We start from the raw sequence: 20,093 nt of genomic DNA, 5'->3' as shown, positions 1-20,093 counted from the left end.
GTTTAGTAGGCAAATTTATACTATTTCCAAAGCATCTTCAATAACCTGGTACACTTTTTCCAATTCTTTCGTCGTGATGATATATGGTACTTGAATATAGATGGTATTTCCTAACGGACGAAGAAACACGCCTCGGTCCATAAAAAATTTTAACAACTTATCTCGTAAACTGCCGTAGCGTTGCATTTTGACATTGAGGTCGAGGGCAAAAATAACGCCCAAACTACGAGATGCACCAACTTTTGGATGGTTTTTAATACGCAGTTCAAAATTTTGGTGGGCTTTGGTGATCCGTCTAATATTGGATTGCATCCTTTCGGAAGTCAGCAATTCTATTCCTGCAATTGCGGCCTCACAAGCTACCGGATTAGCCGAATAGGTATGGCAATGGAAAAAGCCTTTAGCCATTTCATCACTTAAAAAACCGTCGTAAATATCTTGTGTGCAAGAGGTAATGGCCATAGGCAACAACCCTGCTGTTAATGCTTTGCTTAGGCATATAATATCTGGTTTGGTATCCATGTAATCTGAGGCGAAATACCGTCCTGTTTTGCCAAACCCCGTCATCACCTCATCGGCAATAGTTAAGATATTTTGGGATTTGCAATAATCCAAAATGGAACTCAAACCACCAACGTCATGGATTTTCATGCCGGCCGCACCTTGAACCAATGGCTCATAAATGAATCCAGCGATTTTATTGTTTAAATTGAAATCCTTTAATTGCTCTAGAATTTGCCCATGATTTGTGCCATTGGGGGTTGGAATCCGTTTTACGTCAATTAAAAAATCTTCAAAAGGCCCATTATATACCGATAGCCCTGAAACGCTCATGGCTCCAAAGGTATCTCCATGAAATCCATTTTCAAAAGCAATAAAAGTCGAACGCTTTTCACCTTTGTTGAAATAGTATTGCAAAGCCATTTTTATAGCCGCTTCAACAGCAGTGGAGCCATTGTCATTAAAGTAAATTTTATTTTGATTCTCAGGTAATATTTTAATCAGTTCCTCAGAAAGTTTAACCGCTGGTTCATGTGTAAAATCACTGAACATCACATGGTCCAACTGTTGCATTTGGAGAGCTACTTTTTCGGTAATGTAGTCATTGCAATGGCCATACATACAGGTGTACCAAGAGGCAATAGCATCAATATACTCATTACCATCCTCGTCGGTCAATGTGCACCCTTTTGCTTTTACAATAGCCATACTTTCTGGTTGTAACTGGTGCTGTTTAAGTGGATGCCACAGGTGTTTTTTATCGCGCTCTTTTAAGGTCATAGCTTATCTCTAAACAGTTCAGCATATTCCTTAACCACATTTTTATCAAAATACGGCTCTTCATTAATTCTTCCGATAACTGGAACTTGCGTCATTTTTTTGATGATATCTTCTGTTGAAGCATGCTCATCACCACTAAAAATAATGGACACAGGAAAACCTTTATCTTTTAAAGTGTTCACCGTTAAAAGTGTATGGTTGATACTTCCCAAATAGTGTCTGGACACTACGATGACTTTATAGTTGGGCCTTATTAAATCAAAAACCGTATCAATATCATTCAACGGCACCAATAAACCGCCAGCGCCTTCGATAACCAAACTGTTTTTAGTTTCTGGAACTTGAATTTTATCCAATTCGATGGTGATGCCGTCAATATCTGCCGCCCCATGCGGACTCATCGGTGTTTTAAGGGCATAGGCATTGGGATGAAATTTAGATTTTGAATTTGAAACCAAACGTTTTACTTTTTTGGTGTCGCAGTTATCAAGTTCTCCTGCTTGTACAGGTTTCCAATAATCGGCCTCCAAAGCTTCTGTAACGATAGCTGAAGCAACGGTTTTGCCTACATCGGTGGATATGCCCGTAATGAAATATCTTGTCATATTGCAAAAGTAGCAAGTAGATGCAACACTTTGGAAATTTCTTCGGGGGAATTATAGGAATGTAAACAAAAACGCAGGCGTTCTTGGCCTTTTGGGACGGTTGGAGATAAAATTGCTTTAACATCAAAACCTTGTTCCTGCAATCGTTTTGCAATAGATTTTACCTTGTCGTTTCCAGAAATGACACAACAATGAATTGCTGAATTGGATTCAATAAAGATATCCTGAAGGTTGTTTTGAACTAGTTCCGATTTAAAATAGGCAATATTTTTATGAAGCGCTTGAATTTTTTTGGTTTCGAACAAATTATTATATGCCGAGTGAATTGTGGCCAAACTATGTGGGGGCAATGCCGTGGTGTAAATAAAACTTCTGGAAAAATTCAAAAGGTATTGCCTTAATGTTTCACTTCCTAAAATCGCAGCACCGTGGCATCCCATAGCTTTTCCAAAAGTTACGATGCGAGCAAAAACGGCAGTTTCCAGATTTAAGTGTTGAACCATTCCGACACCCGAAGTACCAAAGACGCCAACGGCATGGGCTTCGTCAACTACCAAAAAGGCATTGTGAGATTTGCAGAGGTCAGCCATTGCGATTAAATCGGGGGAGTCACCGTCCATAGAGAATACGGATTCGGTAACAACGTAGGCGTTGTCATGCTGAACTCGTTTCAGCATCTCATCAAGATGGTGTATGTCATTATGCTTGAACTTATAAGACTTGGCATAACTCATCCCGATGCCGTCTCGAATTGAAGCATGGATAAATTCATCGTATAAAATCACATCGCCACGTTGGGGCACACATGAAAAGAACCCAATATTGGCATCATAGCCCGAATTAAAAATTAAAGAGGCTTCGCAGTTATGAAATGCGCATAGCTGTTCTTCAACAATTTTGAAAAGTTTATGATTTCCAGAAAGTAAGCGCGAGCCTGTTGCCCCATTTTGTTTGACGCTCTGCTCGATTAAGAATTGATGTGCTTTATTAAAAATGATTTCATTTTTAGAAAAACCGAGATAATCGTTGGACGAAAAATCCACCAATTTGCAAGGTTCCCTCAACTGCCTTAGGGCGTTATTGGCAGTCCGGTCGACTAATTTTTGTTCCAGTTTTTTAGGGAAGCTTTTCATCTAAAAACAAATATAGATAATGCTTTTGGTTTTATGGGGAAATTTAAAATTTTCAAAATAATTATTGTTTTTCAATAATTTTATATAGTTTTGTTATTGTTAAACAATAATTAATCATTATGAAAACTATTCAAGTTTTAAAAAAATTGATAAACATTTATTATTATTTATTGCTAATTGCCTTTGTTGCCATATTAGTTTTTGTTCCAATTGCAGTTCAACAGGGCGATACTTCCGATCTAAGAATTATTGAAGGGTACGACGCATCAAATATTAGTATTCAGAAACTAATTCCTTTAATGATTATTACGGCTATTATTTATCTTCTTTTTGTTAGAGCCGTATATTTGCTTAAATGCACGTTAAAGGACTTATCCGAAGGCAATTATTTTTCTGAATTGATCATTAGTAATTTTAAAAAGATCGGTTTGCTAATTTTAGTCTGCGGTGTTTCTTATGCGGTCTTTAAGTTCTTTACAAGACTGATGCTCTTGAGTGACGTAAGACTTGGGATAGATTTTTCTTTGATCACGCCCATCATTATTGGCTTATTTTTCATGTTTTTAAGTGAAGTTTTTGCACAAGCACGCTACACCAAACAAGAGAACGATTTAACCATATAGCTCATGCCGATCATCGTAAACCTAGACATAGTGCTTTCCAAACGCAACATGAAAAGCAAGGAGCTGGCCGAAATTATTGGCATCACCGAGGCGAATCTTTCCATTTTAAAATCTGGAAAGGCCAAAGCCATTCGCTTTTCAACTTTGGAAGCCATCTGTAAAGCCTTGGATTGTCAACCAGCCGATATTTTGGAATATGTGAATGCTGAACCTGATGGAGATATTGAGGAATAAAATCGTATTTTTGAATTCATCTTAAAAGATTTTTCTGCTATGAAGCATTGCCTTTATATTCTTTTGTTTTTGTTGTCTGTTACGGCTATTTCCCAAAATAACTATATCGTAAAAACCGAAGATGGCCGGCGTGTTTTGCTAAAGGCCGACTACACTTGGGAATATATCGATATGCAACCGATGACGCTTGTAGATAGCACTGAAATGAAAGACATCAAGCCCCTAAAACCAAATGCCTGTGGTGTAGCGGAAGATTTTGAAGAACCTCAGTTAAATTCAAAAATTCAGAGACAGCTTAAAAAAGGACGCGCCACGATTGAGCATATTAAAAAGAAAGTAGCCAAAGATTACGAGTGCGATGAAAATGACGTTTTACTATTAACGGCTAAGGAAAAAAAATCATACGGTAATTACTCTTTCTGCGCTAATGGAAAGAAGGTGTTTTATAAGCGCAATGGGAATAAAATTATTGAAAAAGGGAAGCTTCTTTAGTTGCTAAATAGCCTCCAGCATTTAGTTTCACTTTTATATTTGTGATATTGCTTCCTTCAGACTACAATCCGTGTAAAATGTTAGCTATATTTGTTTTGGAGAGAAATTTCAAATGAAGCACCTTTTAATACTTTTAGTTTTAACTCTTTTTTCGGTAAACCTTTTTTCCCAAGACATCACCAGCAAGGTTAAGGATTCATTATACAAAGAAGACCAATTTTATCTTGGCATCACCTATAATGTTTTGGGCAATCAACCCAGTGGACTAAAACAGCGGAGCTTTTCTCTCGGGTTCCATTTGGGCTACATCAAGGATATGCCCATAAATAAAAGACGCAATAAAGCTATTGGCATCGGTTTAGGATATTCAACAAACTCTTACATTCAAAATATCCTCATCCAAAAGGATAATTCAGGAAATTTTAATTACAGCATTATTGATGGAAGCACAATAAGTTTCACGAAAAATAAGTTTTCCGAACACGTCTTGGAATTACCGATTGAATACCGCTGGCGTACCTCCACGATTTCCGATTACAAATTTTGGCGCATTTATGCTGGCGTAAAATTTGGATATGCCTTTACAAACCGAAGCAAGTTTGAAGGCAGTTTGGGGAAATTGAAATACAGCAACAACGGCGATTTTAATAATTTTCAATACGGGCTTACACTAAGCGTGGGCTATAATACCTGGAACCTTTATGCCTATTACGGCCTCAATCCTATTTTTTCAGATAGCACCACAATTAATGGCGAAACCTTGGATATGAATGCCGTAAAGCTCGGATTAATGTTCTACATCCTTTAAAGCCAATAATTCACCAAAATCAATTGGGGAAACATCCCAATAAAAACACCCATAGTCAATTCGCCATATGTATGAGCATTCATATGCAACCGCGATGTAGCTACTGCCCCGGTTATTACACTCATTAAAGCTAAAGTGCCATTAATATTAATGCTAAAATGGATACCTAAGGCAATAAAAAACATAAAAATCCCCGAGACCGCTACCATATGTAAGCTGGCCTTTACCGTAAAAAACGCCAAGGCCAAACAAGAAATATTGGATATCAAAATCCCAACGAAAAAGTAGTACAGCTCCACAGTTTGGCTGGGTTTTATAATGCGTTTAATCACCAAAATAATAACAATAGCATTCAAAATAAGTGGAATGATACGTTCCTGCGTGGTGGCAAGATGAATAGATTTTACCTTACCGATTGTTTTTAATAGAAAATACAAGAGGATAGGGAGAAAAATCGTCAGAATAGTAAGGGATACCAAATGAGCTTTGATGATTTCTTCTGGAATAAACCTAGGCGATTTGGCGAAATAAAAAATAACACCAGCAATCGGCATGATTAACGGATGAAAGATTGCCGATATACTCCTAAGAATATGATGGCCTATCATATCTTTTTCCTTAAACGGGCCACTGGAATATCCAGTTGTTCCCTGTATTTTGCAACGGTACGTCGCGCGATGGGGTAGCCTTTCTCTTTTAACATTTTCGCCAAGGCTTCATCGGTAAGCGGTTTCCTTTTGTTTTCTTCTTCTATTACTGTTTCTAGGATTTTTTTGATTTCCCGAGTGGATACATCCTCTCCCTGGTCGTTCTTCATGGATTCCGAGAAGAATTCCTTAATTAACTTTGTACCATAAGGCGTGTCCACATATTTACTATTTGCTACTCTTGATACAGTAGAAACATCCATATCAATTTCATCAGCAATATCCTTAAGGATCATCGGTTTCAATTGGCGCTCATCACCCGTTAAAAAATAATCTTTTTGATAGTGCATAATAGCGCTCATGGTCACAAATAAAGTCTGTTGGCGTTGCTTAATCGCTTCTATAAACCATTTGGCGGCGTCCAGCTTTTGTTTGATAAAAAGTACGGCATCCTTCTGGGATTTACTCTTATCCTTAGCATCCTTATAGCCCTTTAGCATATTGTTGTACTCACGGGACACGTGCAATTCTGGTGCATTTCTGCCGTTAAGAGTTAACTCCAATTCGCCATCTACAATTTTTATGGCGAAATCCGGCACCACATGCTCCACAATACGATTGTTGCCCGAATAGGAGCCACCCGGTTTTGGGTTTAAATGTTCAATTTCAGAAATGGCATCTTTAAGCTGTGCCTCCGTAATATCAAATTTGCTCAAAAGTTTTTTGTAATGCTTTTTGGTAAAGGCATCAAAAGCTCCATCGATAATTTGAATAGCCAAATCCGTATCCGCATTTTTCTCTTTTCTATGCAGTTGAATGCTCAAGCATTCCTGCAAATTTCGAGCTCCCACCCCGGCAGGGTCCAATTGATGCACAATTTTCAGTACTTTTCCAATACTATCTTCGGTAGTGTAAACATTCTGTGTAAACGCCAAATCATCCACAATATCGGAAAGTGAACGCCGGATATAACCGCTCTCGTCCACGCTACCCACTAAAAACTCTGCAATATCCCGTTCATCATCCGTTAATCGGTATGTGTTCAACTGATTGATTAAATGTTGCGTAAATGAGGTGCCGGCAGCGTAGGGAATGGTTTTCTCATCATCGTCCCCGCTGTAATTATTGGCCTGGGTGCGGTAATCTGGAATTTCGTCGTCACTCAAATACTCGTCAACGTTAATATCCTCGGCATTTATGGAGTCGCTGTCTCCATAGTCGTCTGCATCATTATTTAAATCAGCATCCAGATCGTTATCTGCACTTTCCTTGCCCTTTTCCAAGGCAGGATTTTCCTCCAGTTCCTGTTTCAAACGTTGCTCAAACGCCTGGGTAGGCAATTGGATGAGCTTCATCAACTGAATCTGCTGAGGTGAAAGTTTCTGCGATAATTTAAACTGTAATTGCTGCTTTAACATGGTTGTTTGATGTTAATCAAAGATAAAAAAAGCAATACGTAAACCAAAGGTCGTACCAAACTATTCCAATTTAAAAGTTTTATAAAAAAAATACAAAAGGCCAGTACCAGTGTAAATCATAAAGATGTCCCCAATACGATTCCTGAGTTTTTGTTATATTTCTATCTTAATCCATAAATCCAACCAATATGCCAACCAAAGGACAAAAAGTAGTCGATCAGTTTAGCGGAGATACTATCGAATTTTTAGAAACCTCGGCCGACACCAATGGCGAACGCGTTACAATGAAAGTTACCTTAAAAAGCAAAGGTCAAACCGTTGATGACCACATCCATATTCTACAAGAAGAAACCTTTAAAATCCTATCGGGTAGAATGACTTATTTTCTTGATGGGCAACAACACTATCTCAATGCCGGGGAGGAAGTTACATTGCCAAAAAACGAGGCGCACAACCATTATAATACCGATGATGCTCCCGTAGAGTACATTCAAACCATTACCCCCGGGATAGACGTGGATCTATTTATTGAAAATTTGTTCGGGATGATTAATGACCGAAAGGTAAAAGAAGGCAAACTGCCCTTTTTGCAAGCTATGGTAACGGGAAAATACCTAGAAAGCCCTTCCAGATTGGCAACTATCCCTCTGGGCATTCAAAATATTTTAATGAACACTGTTGGGCCTTTGGCTAGGTTATTAGGGTATAGAGCTATCTATAAAAAATACACTGGTGTAGAAAAATAGCTCAAACCTAAATCGAAAAGAGCTAAAGTCTACACTTTGATAATCATATCAAAATCTGCCGCAGAAGCCATCACATTTTGAATAATTTCCGGAGCAATGGATTTTTCTGGTGCGCCTTCCAAATCGGCAGGGATTCCCATTTTTTCAAAGAAACTCCTAAAACCTTTCGGACTATGGATATTGACCCATTTGCAAGGCATATCACTTTTGTTGCCAAATGTATGTAGGGTATTTGGCGGTACATCCACAGACTCTCCTGCCCGTACCACTTTGACTTCACCATTAATAAAGAATTCCATTTCACCTTCAACAATTAAAAAGGATTCTTTAAAAGATTTGTGCAAGTGCGGTGGAGGTCCTGGTACATTGGCAGGCGTTTCTGCCAGCATTAAATCATAATCTCCGGTAGTATCAAATACAGTTACTTTATGGCCTAAGACCCATTTTGAATTGGTTGGTTTCATTTTATAAGACATTTGTCTCACAAACATATTAATAATTTTTGAAATATCAAAAACTTATAAGATATTTGTCTCATGAATGAAGATTACATTAATACGGGAAGAAGCAATCAGAAACAGAGTACCAGAGACAAGATTCTTAAAAGCACCCACGATTTTTTAAAAGGCGGGTTGGATTTTAGCCTTGAAGATGTGGCCTTCAAAGCTGGAGTTTCTAGGGCTACTATTTACAGATATTATTCCAATGTGGATGTTTTGGCTTCCGAAGCCAGTTTGGACATCAATACCTTAAGCCCAGAAGAACTCATAGAAACGCTAAAAGGCCAAAGTTTGAAAGACACGATTCTCGGTATTCAAGATTACTTTAACCTGCTAGCTATCGAAAACGAAAATGCCTTCAGAAAATACCTCAGCTTTAATTTAGCCTCGACGTCTTCTGAATCTACCCGGGGTGCCCGACGTGAAAAAGCGCTACAACTCGCTTTCAAAAACACCGATTTTGCCACTAAAGAAAAAAACGAAATGAGTCATATTTTTACGCTATTAATGGGTATTGAGCCCATAATTATCTCAAAGGATGTTTCCGGACTTTCAAATCATGAGGCACTAGGTCAACTTAAAAAAGGGCTGTTGCTCATGCTAGAAAATTTTGGCATCAAATAATGGGCAGATTTATTCAAATTTCTTTAACCTAAATTTGGGATAACACCCCATTTTTCAAGTAGTTTTTTCCACTAAAAATACTTCCTAAAAAAGCCAACCCGCTATTTGGTAATCAAATATTTAATCGTAGATTTGCAAACTCTTTTTCAGAAAGAGAAATGTTTAATCAGAAAAATAAGTAAGTGTGGACACATTAAGCTACAAAACGATTTCGGCCAACAAAGCTACTGTTGATAAGCAGTGGGTAGTTGTTGATGCTGAAAATCAAACGCTTGGTCGTTTAGCTTCTAAAGTTGCAAAACTTTTAAGAGGTAAGCACAAGCCAAACTTCACGCCACACGTTGATTGCGGAGATAACGTAATTGTTATCAATGCTGAAAAAATCAACTTATCTGGAAACAAGTGGAACGATAAAACGTATATCCGTCACACAGGTTACCCAGGTGGGCAAAGAAGTTTAACTGCTAACGAGTTGTTTGGAAAAAGCCCAGCACGCTTAGTAGAAAAATCAGTAAAAGGAATGCTACCTAAAAACAAACTAGGTTCAGCTTTATTCCGTAACCTAACGGTTGTAGTTGGTTCTGAGCACAAACACGAGGCTCAAAAACCAAAAACAATCAATTTAAACGAATTTAATTAATGGATGTAATTCACAAAATCGGCCGTAGAAAGACGGCTGTTGCTCGTGTGTATGTTGCCGAAGGAAAAGGTAACATCACGGTGAACAAAAAAGACTTAGCGAGTTACTTTACCACTGCTACATTGCAGTACAAGGTAAAGCAACCATTGGCTTTGACTAACAATGATGGCAACTTTGATATTACAGTAAATGTATATGGCGGTGGTATCACTGGTCAGGCAGAAGCTGTGCGTTTAGCCATCTCCCGAGCACTTTGCGAGGTAGATGCCGAAAACAGAGGTATCCTTAAGCCAGAAGGTTTGTTAACAAGAGATCCAAGAATGGTGGAGCGTAAGAAATTCGGTCAGAAGAAAGCGCGTAAGAAATTCCAGTTCTCTAAACGTTAATATTCCAAAACTCTTAATTCAGAATCTGATCCTTCAGATTCTGAATTACTTTATTTTATTGAAAACGCTTATCCCGATAGCTATCGGGACAGCAAAATTGAAAACCAGTTATTGTTGTCTATTTCGCGAAAGCGGAAAGATTTAGTTTAGCATCTAAATGGTGAAGGCGATTTGAAAAATGACCACTTTACCATTGCTAATTCAACAGAACGTAAACTATTACAAAAAATGGCAGTAGAAGTAAAAGAACTACTAGAAGCAGGTGTACACTTTGGACACCTTACACGTAAGTGGGACCCAAACATGGCACCTTACGTTTATATGGAGCGCAACGGCATCCATATTATCAACCTTTACAAAACGGCAGCTAAGATTGATGAAGCTGGAGCGGCATTGGCAAAAATTGCAGCTTCAGGACGTAAAATCTTGTTCGTAGCTACTAAAAAGCAAGCGAAGGACATCGTTGCTGAAAAAGCAAGTGCCATTAACATGCCTTACATCACTGAAAGATGGCCAGGTGGGATGTTGACCAACTTTGTTACTATCAGAAAAGCGGTTAAGAAAATGGCCTCTATCGATAGAATGAAGAAGGATGGCACGTTCAACACGTTATCTAAAAAGGAGCGTTTACAAGTAGACCGTTTAAGAGCGAAGCTAGAAAAGAACTTAGGTTCTATCAGTGACATGACGCGTTTACCAGGTGCTTTATTTGTTGTAGACATCAAGCGTGAGCACATTGCGATTAAAGAAGCACAGAAATTAAACATTCCAATCTTTGCAATGGTGGATACCAATTCAGACCCACGCCAAGTGGATTATGTGATCCCTGCAAACGACGATGCTTCTAAATCAATCAACAAGATTTTAACCCACGTTACTGATGCTGTAGCTGGTGGTTTGGCAGAACGTAAAGCTGAAAAAGAAGCTGGAGCAGCTGAAAAAGACGCACCGAAAGCTGAAGCCAAAAAAGCTGAAGCAGTTGTAGCCGAGGAAGAAGAATAAATAACACAAATACAACATTGAAGTCGTTTAGTTATTTTCTCTTCGAAATAAATTAAACGGCTTTTTTAAATTAAAAATATCATGAGTACTATAGTAAAAATTACAGCCCAAGAGGTTAATAAATTAAGACAAGCTACAGGCGCAGGTATGATGGACTGCAAAAAAGCCTTAGTTGAAGCTGAAGGTGATTTTGATAAAGCGATTGAAATCCTTCGTAAAAAAGGACAAAAAGTAGCCGCTAAGAGAGCAGACAGAGAATCTACTGAAGGTGCAGCCGTTGCAAAAGTTAACGCTGACAATACTGTTGGTGTTGCCCTTGTTTTAGGTTGTGAAACTGACTTTGTTGGTAAAAACGAAAACTTCTTAGCATTGGCCAGCCAACTTGGTGAGATTGCATTAGGCACTTCTTCTAAAGAAGAGTTTTTGGCTGCCGATTTTGACGGTATGACCGTTGCTGACAAATTAGTTGAGCAAACTGGTGTTATCGGGGAAAAACTGGACATTAAAGCTTTTGAAAAAGTTGAGGCTGCTTATGTTGGTTCATACGTTCACATCAACAAGATTGCTGCTATCGTTGGGTTTTCTAGCGTTGTAGCTAATATTGAAACTTTGGCTAAAGATGTAGCGATGCAAATCGCTTCTATGGGTGCTACTACCCTATCTTACAAAGATTTTGACCCAGCTTATGTAGCATCTGAAACTGAAGCTAGAATTGCGGCTATCGAAAAAGACAACGAAGAATTGGCACGTTTAGGCAAAACATTGAAAAATGTACCAAAATTCATTTCTCAGTTACAATTAACTCCTGAAGTTATTGCTCAAGCAGAGGAAGATGCCAAAGCTGAATTGAAAGCTGAAGGTAAGCCTGAGCAAATCTGGGACAGAATTTTACCAGGTAAAATGCAACGTTTCATCTCAGATAATACTACTTTGGATCAAGAACAGTGTTTGTTGAACCAAAACTTCATTAAAGACGAGAAGAAAACTGTTGAAGCTTACGTTTCTTCTTATGGCGAAGTAGAAATCACTGGGTTCAAGCGTGTTACTTTGGGATAAACCAATTTCCTTAAACACAGGTACCTTTAACATAAAAAACCACGATTCGATTAAGAATCGTGGTTTTTTATGTTCTTGTCATTCAGAGGGAGGCACGACCGATGAATCTCATTTTAAATCTTGTCGTTCAAGAACTTCCAGTGAGGATTAAAATCTGAAATTATTAACTCCTTTTTCATTCTGCTTTTTCCTTTGATCTGTTTTTCTCTCCTAATGGCATCCTCTATATCGAAAAAATGCTCGTAGTAAATTAAATAAAAACATCTATACTTAGCAGTAAAAGCTTTTGAAAATGGCAAGGGATTATTATGAAAATGTAATCGCTCTTTCAAGTTATTTGTAACACCAGTATATAGTACCGTCTTTTTCTTATTGGTCAAAATATAAACGTAATAGTTATGATTACCTATTGTTTTCATGGTTTGAAATATAGTAAAATACGAAGATTCTTCGCTACGCTCTGAATGACAAATTGACCCGATTATAAATTCGTTAAACAAAAAAATTATGTAGTTTTGCTAAACTTCAAAAGTCAAATGAAATACAAAAGAATTCTCCTCAAACTATCAGGCGAGGCCTTAATGGGAAAACGCCAATACGGCATCGATCCTGACCGCTTGGCGGAATACGCCAACGACATCAAAACGATAACTGACAAAGGTGTTGAAGTCGCCATTGTTATCGGCGGAGGCAATATTTTCCGTGGTGTGGCAGGTGCCAGTAATGGCATGGACCGTGTGCAAGGCGATCATATGGGCATGCTTGCTACCGTCATTAATGGTTTAGCGTTGCAAAGCGCTCTTGAGAATGCTGGGGTCCCTACAAGGTTACAAACAGCAATTAAAATTAATGAGGTAGCTGAGCCATTTATTCGCAGAAAAGCAATGCGCCATTTGGAAAAAGGACGTGTGGTAATTTTTGGTGGTGGCACGGGAAATCCTTATTTTACAACAGATTCCGCGGCCGTGTTACGGGCCATTGAGATAGAGGCAGATGTAATTTTAAAGGGTACGCGGGTAGATGGTATTTATAATACCGACCCTGAAAAGGACAGTTCAGCCACAAAGTTCAACACGATATCATTTGAAGATGTATTAAAGCGAGGGCTAAAAGTTATGGATACCACAGCATTTACACTGAGCCAAGAGAATGAATTGCCTATAATCGTGTTTGACATGAATAAAAAAGGAAACCTACTTAAAGTGGTTTCCGGGGAAAGCATTGGGACTGTGGTCAATATTTAATTGAAAAGTGTCTCGTCGCTTAGCGACGAATTCCTTTAAATCTGTCATTCCCGTGACGCCGATAGCTATCGGAACGGGAATCTAAAATAAAAATGTTTTATTTTGGCGTAATTTTTGAATCTTTTGTAAGCAATTAAATTTTTAAAAGATGAACGAAGACATACAATTTATAATTGATACGGCCAAGGAAGCCATGGATGCGGCTATGAAGCACCTCGAAAAACAATTGGTCAATATTAGAGCAGGCAAAGCATCTCCTGCTATGTTGGGCAGTGTGATGGTAGATTACTACGGTTCTCAAACGCCGTTGAACCAGGTAGCCAATGTAAATACTCCAGACGGACGGACTATCACCGTTCAACCGTGGGAAAAAAGTATGCTACAAGAAATTGAGCGCGGCATCATGATTGCCAATCTAGGATTTAACCCAATGAACAATGGCGAAAGCATTATTATTAATGTGCCACCACTAACCGAGGAACGCAGAAAGACCCTTGCAAAACAAGCCAAGGCCGAAGCAGAGGATGCTAAGATTGGCGTTAGAAATGCGAGAAAAGATGCCAATAACGATATTAAGAAGCTGGATGATGTTTCGGAAGATCTTCAAAAGAATGCCGAAATTGACATACAAGAAATGACCGATACCTACGTTAAGAAAATAGATGATATCTTTGACCATAAGGAAAAAGAAATCATGACAGTATAAAGGAAGCGACAGGAAAGTCGCTTTTTTTCTTAAAACCCAGTTTCGTTTATTAACTAATGATAAAATTTTGTGCTTCCCTTCTTTGTCTTTGCCTTTGTTATCTGGCGCAAGCACAAAATTCAATTGAACAGTCCTTTGAAATCCAAAAAGACTCCACAGACAAAGATTTTCTATTAAAACAGTTGGGTAACGGATATTTACCAACAAAATATTTCGATTTTGATCTCCGCTATCTTGTAAAATACAATCAGTACGAGGGTTTACGTACAGGGCTAGGCGGGGTTACCAATGAAAATTTCTCAAATAAGTTCAGAATCAATTCCTATCTGGTTTACGGATTTGCCGATCAACGATTTAAATATAGTGTTGGTGGTGGGGTACGACTTGCTCCCCAAACCAACACATGGCTGAACTATTCCTATACCGACGATCTTCAGGAAACCGGTAGTTCAAAGTTTTTAACTGACACAAGATTTTTCCAGTTTTTTGAACCCCGTTTGTTGAATATCGATTTGTTCCATAAACATATCACACATGCGATTTCTTTGGAGCACCAATTGCACCCCAAATTATCTTCTGAATTACAATTTGCTATTAGTAATGTAGAACCGACTTACAGCTATCAGTACGCCTTAGATGGAGATACATGGAGTAAATTTAATTTTAGTACCGCCACCGTATCATTGGCCTGGAGTCCTTTCAATAAATTTAAGGACACCGAAGATATGCTGCCCGAAATGAAAGAAGGCTTTCCAAAATTCACAATGCAGTTGACAAAAAGTTATAAGGGTGTATTTGATGGCGATTTCAATTTTGTCAAATTAGACCTCAAAACCATTCATCGCATTGAGCATAAAAATGAAAATATTTCGGAATTCACTTTCGTGTCGGGCATTGCAAGGGGAAATACACCTCTTACTCATCTATATCATGCTTATCCCAACAATATCAATAAGGAAACAGTGATGCAACGTTTTTCGGTAGCAGGACTGACCAGCTTTGAAACCATGTACTTTAACGAGTTTTTTTCGGACAAATTCACCACCGCCCAGCTTAAACATTATTTAAAACCCTTCAATATTTCGCAACGTTACAAGCCGCAATTGGTCTTGATCACCCGCTACGCCATTGGAGACATGAAAAATCCGGAACGTCATCAAAATATCACCTTCGGTTCACTAAAAAAAGGCTATACGGAATCAGGGTTTGAACTGAACAAATTGCTCTTTGGTTTTGGTTTGAGCTTTACTTATCGCTACGGGGCTTATCACCTTCCGTCTATTGCTGATAATGTGGCCTTTAAATTTACTTTTAACGTAACATTATAGGGGTTTTAACCACACTTACTACATTGTTTTTTCTACCTTTGCCCATCGTTATAAAAACGCATGTTTAAATTATTGACAAAAGACTTTTGGGACCTGACCGCTAGGATTATTCTTCGGAATAAAATAGTAATTCTTGTTGGGATAATTATTGCAACCTATCTGTTCAGCACCCAATGGGACAATATGCGTTTTAGCAATACCGAGGCGAACCTGCTTCCCGACCACCACGAAGCCAATATCAGCTACAGCAACTTTTTGGACACCTTTGGAGAAGAAGGCAATTTGATCGTCATCGGCGTGAAAGATACGGCCGTATTTGATGTAAAACTCCTCAATGCCTGGAACAGGTTTTGTGGGGAATTTAAAAGCTATGATGCCATTGAAGCCGTTATTTCAATAAAAGATCTTCAAAAGCTTGTAAAAAATTCTGAAGAAGAGCGCTTCGTTTTAGAGCCGTTTATCAAGGACTCGATAACAAGTGTTGCGCAAATTGAAACCCTGCAAAACGAGCTATTCAATAAGTACCCTTTTTACGATAATTTTCTGTTTAACAGCGAAACCAAAACGATTCGTACCGCTCTATATTTTGAAAAATCACTAGTAAACACTTCCACTAGAAAGGAGTTCGTACTCAATATTTTAGAACCAAAAATAGAGGCTTTTGAAAAGGATTACGGACTGGACGTTCGCGTTTCAGGTATGCCATATATCCGCACCAAAAATGCAGAAAACATTATTGGCGAAATCGGCAAATTTGTCTTGGCCGCCATGTTGGTTACTTCATTGATCTTCTTTTTCTTTTTCAGGTCGTTTCGAGCCACTTTTATTTCACTTATTGTGGTATGCATAGGGGTCATGTGGACCTTGGGCATTATCGGTTTGCTCAAATATGAAATCACCGTATTAACGGCACTTATTCCACCTTTGATCATCGTTATTGGCATACCCAACTGTATTTTCCTTATCAACAAATATCAGCATGAGGTGAAATTGCACGGGAATAAGGTGAAATCCTTGCAACGAGTTATTACCAAAATAGGTAATGCTACCTTGATGACCAATGTTACTACTGCCTCGGGTTTTGCAACTTTTATTCTTACGGAAAGCACCCTTTTAAAAGAATTCGGTATTGTTGCCTCCTTGAGTATTCTGGCCATATTTATTCTTTGTCTTCTAATTATTCCAATCATTTATACCTTTCTTCCATTCCCGAAGGACCGCCATTTGGAGCATTTAAACAAGCGTTGGATAGGCGGGTTTGTAGACTGGATGGAACGTATGGTAAGGCAACGGCGCATTGCAATTTATGCCATATCTGTTTTGCTGGTGATTGTGAGTATGATTGGCATGTATCAAATAAAGATTTCGGGGAGTTTGATTGAAGATATGCCGCAAGAATCGCCATTTGTAAATGATATTCGGTTTTTTGAAGCCGAATTTGACGGTATTTTGCCGGTTGAAATTATGGTTGACACCAAACGTAAAAAAGGTGTGATGAAACTGTCCACCTTAAAGCGAATGGACCAGATTGAAGCTTATATTGAGGAAACCCCCGAACTTTCAAAACCCATTTCGGTAGTCGGGCTGGTAAAATATTCAAAACAGGCCTATTACAATGGCAATCCTAAATATTACCAGCTCCCCACCTCACAGGAAAACAGCTTTATTTTATCTTACGCAAAAAACTCATCTTCGGATGTAGATTTACTGAAAAATTTTGTGGATAGCACGGGACAATATGCCCGCATTACCACCTTTATGAAGGATATCGGCACCGATAAAATGGAGCGAATCCAAGAAAACCTCCAAGAAAAAATCGACAAGGTTTTTCCAGCCGAACGATATGATGTCACCTTAACAGGAAAGGCCCTCGTATTCCAAAAAGGGACAAAATATTTGATTAAAAATCTAGCCATATCCTTGTCTTTAGCCATTTTGTTGATTTCATTATTCATGGCCTATATGTTCCGATCCGGCAGAATGATTATTGTATCTTTAATCCCCAACCTGTTGCCACTTTTGGTTACCGCAGGCTTAATGGGCTACATTGGGGTCCCTATAAAACCATCAACTATTTTGGTGTTTAGTATTGCCTTCGGTATTTCGGTAGACGACACAATTCACTTTTTAGCCAAATACCGTCAGGAACTCCAAGCCAACAAATGGAAAATTAAACCGTCCGTCTACGGTGCGCTCCGTGAAACCGGGGTCAGTATGTTTTATACTTCTATCGTCCTGTTTTTTGGATTTTCGGTATTTACAATTTCCAGTTTTGGGGGTACCGTAGCTTTGGGGGCTTTGGTTTCAGCAACACTTTTGTTCGCCATGCTGTCCAATTTATTGCTATTGCCTTCGCTATTATTATCCTTAGAAAGAAGTATAGCCAACAAAGAAGTGTTAAGAAAACCGCCTATCAATATTATTCCTGAGGAAGATGACAAGGAGGAGGAAGCTGCTGTAAATGAAGACTGATTACACTTTAAAACCTGATTTTAAATAATTAATCCAAATTTTATCTAATTTTTAGATTTTAGAATTTGATTTTTCAAGTTTGAAACCATTATATTTACTGTTCAAAACCCTTATGTATGCAGTTGTATTCTGTCTCTCAGTTATTAAAGCAAGAAAATAAGCTACCAGAAGTAGAAGTAAAAGGCTGGGTTAGAACCTTTAGGGCGAATCGATTTATAGCTTTAAACGATGGCTCTACTCTGAATAATATCCAATGTGTAGTGGATTTTGAAACTATGGAAGAGGCTGTTTTAAAACGCATTACCACTGGGGCCGCACTGCACATAAAGGGTGAATTGGTAGAAAGCCAAGGCAAAGGACAGGCTGTAGAAATTATAGTGAGCGAATTGGAAGTTTTGGGCGATTCCGACCCAGAAGCCTATCCTATTCAACCCAAAAAACATTCCTTCGAATTTTTGCGCGAACATGCCCATTTAAGGACGCGCACAAATACGTTTAGTGCCGTGATGCGATTGCGTTCTGCGCTGTCCTACGCCGTTCATAAATATTTTAATGACCATGGGTTTTACTACATGCACACCCCGATTATCACAGGCAGTGATGCCGAGGGAGCCGGGGAAATGTTCAAAGTGACGAAACTAGATGTTAAAAACCCACCGATAAACGGCAATGGCAAGGTGGACTATTCCAAGGACTTCTTCGGAAAGGAAACCAACCTGACCGTTTCGGGACAGTTAGAGGCCGAAACTTATGCCATGTCTTTGGGAAAAGTGTATACCTTCGGCCCCACATTTCGAGCTGAAAACTCCAATACATCGAGGCATTTATCAGAGTTTTGGATGATTGAGCCCGAAGTGGCTTTTATGGACCTGCCAGGCAACATGGATTTGGCCGAGGATTTTATGAAATATGTGCTGAATTACGTTTTGGAGCATAATCGTGATGATTTGGATTTTCTGGAGCAACGCCTTTTAAATGAGGAAAAAACTAAACCGCAAGCGGAACGCAGCGACATGAGCTTGATTGAAAAATTGAAATTCGTAATTGATAATAACTTCAAGCGAGTCAGTTACACTGAAGCAATTGATATTTTGCGCAACTGCAAACCTAATAAAAAGAAAAAATTCAAGTTCCCGATTGAGGAATGGGGCACGGATTTACAAAGTGAACACGAGCGTTATTTGGTGGAAAAACACTTCAAATGCCCAGTTATCCTTTTTGATTATCCTGCCAATATCAAAGCCTTTTATATGCGCTTAAATGAGGACGGTAAAACTGTTCGAGCCATGGATATTTTGTTTCCCGGCATTGGGGAAATCGTTGGTGGCTCGCAACGTGAGGAACGTTTGGAAGTGCTAAAGGAAAAAATGGCCGCTCTAGACATTCCTGAAGAAGAATTGTGGTGGTATTTGGACTTGAGAAAGTATGGTACTGCAGTACACTCCGGATTTGGGCTTGGTTTTGAGCGTTTAGTAATGTTCGTTACCGGAATGGGCAATATTAGGGACGTGATTCCTTATCCGCGGACGCCTCAGAATGCGGAGTTTTAGTAAGCCTGTTTTGAAGTTAAACTAAAGTCCTTACGAGTCCCTTTTTGCATTTTGTTGAAAAATGTTGCATTGCAGACATAAGCAAGATAACGGTTACTCTATAACACCAAGCAAAAGTTTTGATAGTGTTAGCGGGAATTAACACTTCATATAAGACGATCTATTATATCTACCTAATTTTTCTTCTTTAAACAATCTTGTATCTTCAGGACGGGAGACCTACTTGCCTATAGAACACATACTTTTTTAAGATTAGAGGATTGCAAACGCATTTGTGGAGATCAAATTCTATATAAAAAAGGAGGTGAATGGAACTAAATAAATCATTGTTAAATATCTAATAATAACGTGAGTTAGATGTATTACTATTTGATAATCAATTTTTTAGAGATGTTTATTGTTATAAGTATGTCATTCCGAATGAGGAACGAGGAGGAATCTCATCATTATGAGATATCTCGTCACTCATCCTTCGCTCTGTCGATATGACAAAGCGCGGTTTTCAATATTTTAATAATAATTTATTTGTTGATAACCCGTTGTGCATTTTAAATAATGCTAGTTTTAATATTGTTGATATTTCTATCAAAGACAAACC

22 protein-coding genes are annotated in these 20,093 nt (G+C 38.5%); 15 read left to right on the top strand and 7 right to left on the bottom strand.

Features of this window, described 5'->3' with window-relative positions:
- Positions 1 to 15: 15 nt before the first annotated feature.
- From bioA to ACFSR8_RS09810, 3 genes are read right to left on the bottom strand one after another with little or no spacing between them, the layout of a single operon-like run.
- The gene (gene bioA, locus ACFSR8_RS09820) at positions 16 to 1,281 is read right to left on the bottom strand and encodes an adenosylmethionine--8-amino-7-oxononanoate transaminase (protein ID WP_380291521.1); all 1,266 of its coding nucleotides are present in this window, start codon (positions 1,279 to 1,281) and stop codon (positions 16 to 18) included.
- A complete protein-coding gene (gene bioD / locus ACFSR8_RS09815) occupies positions 1,278 to 1,886 on the bottom strand; it encodes a dethiobiotin synthase (protein WP_380291520.1) in 609 nt (202 codons plus the stop codon). Before bioD ends, bioA begins: the two co-directional genes overlap by 4 nt.
- On the bottom strand, positions 1,883 to 3,019 hold the full coding sequence (locus ACFSR8_RS09810; protein ID WP_380291518.1) for an aminotransferase class I/II-fold pyridoxal phosphate-dependent enzyme: 1,137 nt from the start codon (positions 3,017 to 3,019) through the stop codon (positions 1,883 to 1,885). Before ACFSR8_RS09810 ends, bioD begins: the two co-directional genes overlap by 4 nt.
- 119 nt (positions 3,020 to 3,138) lie before the next feature.
- Here ACFSR8_RS09810 and ACFSR8_RS09805 point away from each other — a divergent pair, with 119 nt between their 5' ends.
- From ACFSR8_RS09805 to ACFSR8_RS09790, 4 genes are all read left to right on the top strand, one after another.
- Positions 3,139 to 3,642, top strand: a complete 504-nt coding sequence (locus tag ACFSR8_RS09805; protein ID WP_380291516.1) for a DUF2975 domain-containing protein — start codon at positions 3,139 to 3,141, stop codon at positions 3,640 to 3,642.
- A 3-nt stretch (positions 3,643 to 3,645) separates the two neighbouring features.
- The gene (locus tag ACFSR8_RS09800; protein WP_380291514.1) at positions 3,646 to 3,876 is read left to right on the top strand and encodes a helix-turn-helix domain-containing protein; all 231 of its coding nucleotides are present in this window, start codon (positions 3,646 to 3,648) and stop codon (positions 3,874 to 3,876) included.
- A 39-nt stretch (positions 3,877 to 3,915) separates the two neighbouring features.
- The gene (locus ACFSR8_RS09795; RefSeq protein WP_380291512.1) at positions 3,916 to 4,368 is read left to right on the top strand and encodes a DUF3157 family protein; all 453 of its coding nucleotides are present in this window, start codon (positions 3,916 to 3,918) and stop codon (positions 4,366 to 4,368) included.
- Between the two features lie 112 nt (positions 4,369 to 4,480).
- Positions 4,481 to 5,176: a porin family protein gene (locus tag ACFSR8_RS09790; protein ID WP_380291510.1), complete on the top strand. Its 696-nt coding sequence runs from the start codon at positions 4,481 to 4,483 to the stop codon at positions 5,174 to 5,176.
- Here ACFSR8_RS09790 and ACFSR8_RS09785 read toward each other — a convergent pair.
- Positions 5,173 to 5,784 carry a hypothetical protein gene (locus tag ACFSR8_RS09785; protein WP_380291508.1) on the bottom strand — a complete coding sequence of 204 codons (612 nt, stop codon included), beginning with the start codon at positions 5,782 to 5,784 and terminating at the stop codon, positions 5,173 to 5,175. The genes ACFSR8_RS09790 and ACFSR8_RS09785 overlap by 4 nt on opposite strands.
- Positions 5,781 to 7,241 (bottom strand): RNA polymerase factor sigma-54, encoded by a 1,461-nt coding sequence (gene rpoN, locus ACFSR8_RS09780; RefSeq protein WP_380291506.1) that lies wholly within the window; start codon positions 7,239 to 7,241, stop codon positions 5,781 to 5,783. The genes ACFSR8_RS09785 and rpoN overlap by 4 nt, the downstream gene beginning before the upstream one ends.
- A gap of 188 nt (positions 7,242 to 7,429) precedes the next feature.
- Here rpoN and ACFSR8_RS09775 point away from each other — a divergent pair, with 188 nt between their 5' ends.
- Positions 7,430 to 7,987 carry a cupin domain-containing protein gene (locus ACFSR8_RS09775; protein WP_380291504.1) on the top strand — a complete coding sequence of 186 codons (558 nt, stop codon included), beginning with the start codon at positions 7,430 to 7,432 and terminating at the stop codon, positions 7,985 to 7,987.
- Positions 7,988 to 8,016: 29 nt separating this feature from the next.
- Here the strand turns inward: ACFSR8_RS09775 and ACFSR8_RS09770 are convergent, their stop codons facing one another.
- Positions 8,017 to 8,451: a cupin domain-containing protein gene (locus ACFSR8_RS09770; protein ID WP_380291502.1), complete on the bottom strand. Its 435-nt coding sequence runs from the start codon at positions 8,449 to 8,451 to the stop codon at positions 8,017 to 8,019.
- A 72-nt stretch (positions 8,452 to 8,523) separates the two neighbouring features.
- Between ACFSR8_RS09770 and ACFSR8_RS09765 the strand changes: the two genes are divergently transcribed.
- From ACFSR8_RS09765 to tsf, 5 genes are all read left to right on the top strand, one after another.
- Positions 8,524 to 9,111: a TetR/AcrR family transcriptional regulator gene (locus tag ACFSR8_RS09765; protein ID WP_380291500.1), complete on the top strand. Its 588-nt coding sequence runs from the start codon at positions 8,524 to 8,526 to the stop codon at positions 9,109 to 9,111.
- 184 nt (positions 9,112 to 9,295) lie between these two features.
- Positions 9,296 to 9,751, top strand: coding sequence for a 50S ribosomal protein L13 (gene rplM / locus ACFSR8_RS09760; protein WP_380291498.1), 456 nt, complete (start codon positions 9,296 to 9,298; stop codon positions 9,749 to 9,751).
- The gene (gene rpsI / locus ACFSR8_RS09755; RefSeq protein WP_380291496.1) at positions 9,751 to 10,137 is read left to right on the top strand and encodes a 30S ribosomal protein S9; all 387 of its coding nucleotides are present in this window, start codon (positions 9,751 to 9,753) and stop codon (positions 10,135 to 10,137) included. The genes rplM and rpsI overlap by 1 nt, the downstream gene beginning before the upstream one ends.
- Before the next feature lie 228 nt (positions 10,138 to 10,365).
- On the top strand, positions 10,366 to 11,139 hold the full coding sequence (gene rpsB / locus ACFSR8_RS09750) for a 30S ribosomal protein S2 (RefSeq protein WP_186557802.1): 774 nt from the start codon (positions 10,366 to 10,368) through the stop codon (positions 11,137 to 11,139).
- An 81-nt stretch (positions 11,140 to 11,220) separates the two neighbouring features.
- Positions 11,221 to 12,195 carry a translation elongation factor Ts gene (gene tsf, locus ACFSR8_RS09745; protein ID WP_380291494.1) on the top strand — a complete coding sequence of 325 codons (975 nt, stop codon included), beginning with the start codon at positions 11,221 to 11,223 and terminating at the stop codon, positions 12,193 to 12,195.
- 113 nt (positions 12,196 to 12,308) lie between these two features.
- Here the strand turns inward: tsf and ACFSR8_RS09740 are convergent, their stop codons facing one another.
- Positions 12,309 to 12,614, bottom strand: a complete 306-nt coding sequence (locus ACFSR8_RS09740) for a GIY-YIG nuclease family protein (RefSeq protein ID WP_380291492.1) — start codon at positions 12,612 to 12,614, stop codon at positions 12,309 to 12,311.
- Between the two features lie 117 nt (positions 12,615 to 12,731).
- Here ACFSR8_RS09740 and pyrH point away from each other — a divergent pair, with 117 nt between their 5' ends.
- From pyrH to asnS, 5 genes are all read left to right on the top strand, one after another.
- Positions 12,732 to 13,439, top strand: coding sequence for a UMP kinase (pyrH, locus tag ACFSR8_RS09735; RefSeq protein WP_186557800.1), 708 nt, complete (start codon positions 12,732 to 12,734; stop codon positions 13,437 to 13,439).
- Positions 13,440 to 13,587: 148 nt separating this feature from the next.
- Positions 13,588 to 14,145: a ribosome recycling factor gene (gene frr, locus ACFSR8_RS09730; protein ID WP_380291489.1), complete on the top strand. Its 558-nt coding sequence runs from the start codon at positions 13,588 to 13,590 to the stop codon at positions 14,143 to 14,145.
- A 56-nt stretch (positions 14,146 to 14,201) separates the two neighbouring features.
- Positions 14,202 to 15,473 carry a hypothetical protein gene (locus ACFSR8_RS09725; RefSeq protein ID WP_380291487.1) on the top strand — a complete coding sequence of 424 codons (1,272 nt, stop codon included), beginning with the start codon at positions 14,202 to 14,204 and terminating at the stop codon, positions 15,471 to 15,473.
- 60 nt (positions 15,474 to 15,533) lie between these two features.
- Complete coding sequence (locus tag ACFSR8_RS09720; protein WP_380291485.1) at positions 15,534 to 17,945, top strand: efflux RND transporter permease subunit; 2,412 nt, start codon at positions 15,534 to 15,536, stop codon at positions 17,943 to 17,945.
- A 116-nt stretch (positions 17,946 to 18,061) separates the two neighbouring features.
- Positions 18,062 to 19,495, top strand: a complete 1,434-nt coding sequence (gene asnS / locus ACFSR8_RS09715) for an asparagine--tRNA ligase (protein ID WP_380291483.1) — start codon at positions 18,062 to 18,064, stop codon at positions 19,493 to 19,495.
- The last annotated feature ends 598 nt before the right edge of the window (positions 19,496 to 20,093 follow it).

This window comes from Hyunsoonleella rubra, from assembly GCF_042684665.1.
Classification (GTDB): domain Bacteria; phylum Bacteroidota; class Bacteroidia; order Flavobacteriales; family Flavobacteriaceae; genus Jejuia; species Jejuia rubra.
This window is presented reverse-complemented; position numbering and strand designations above follow the sequence as displayed.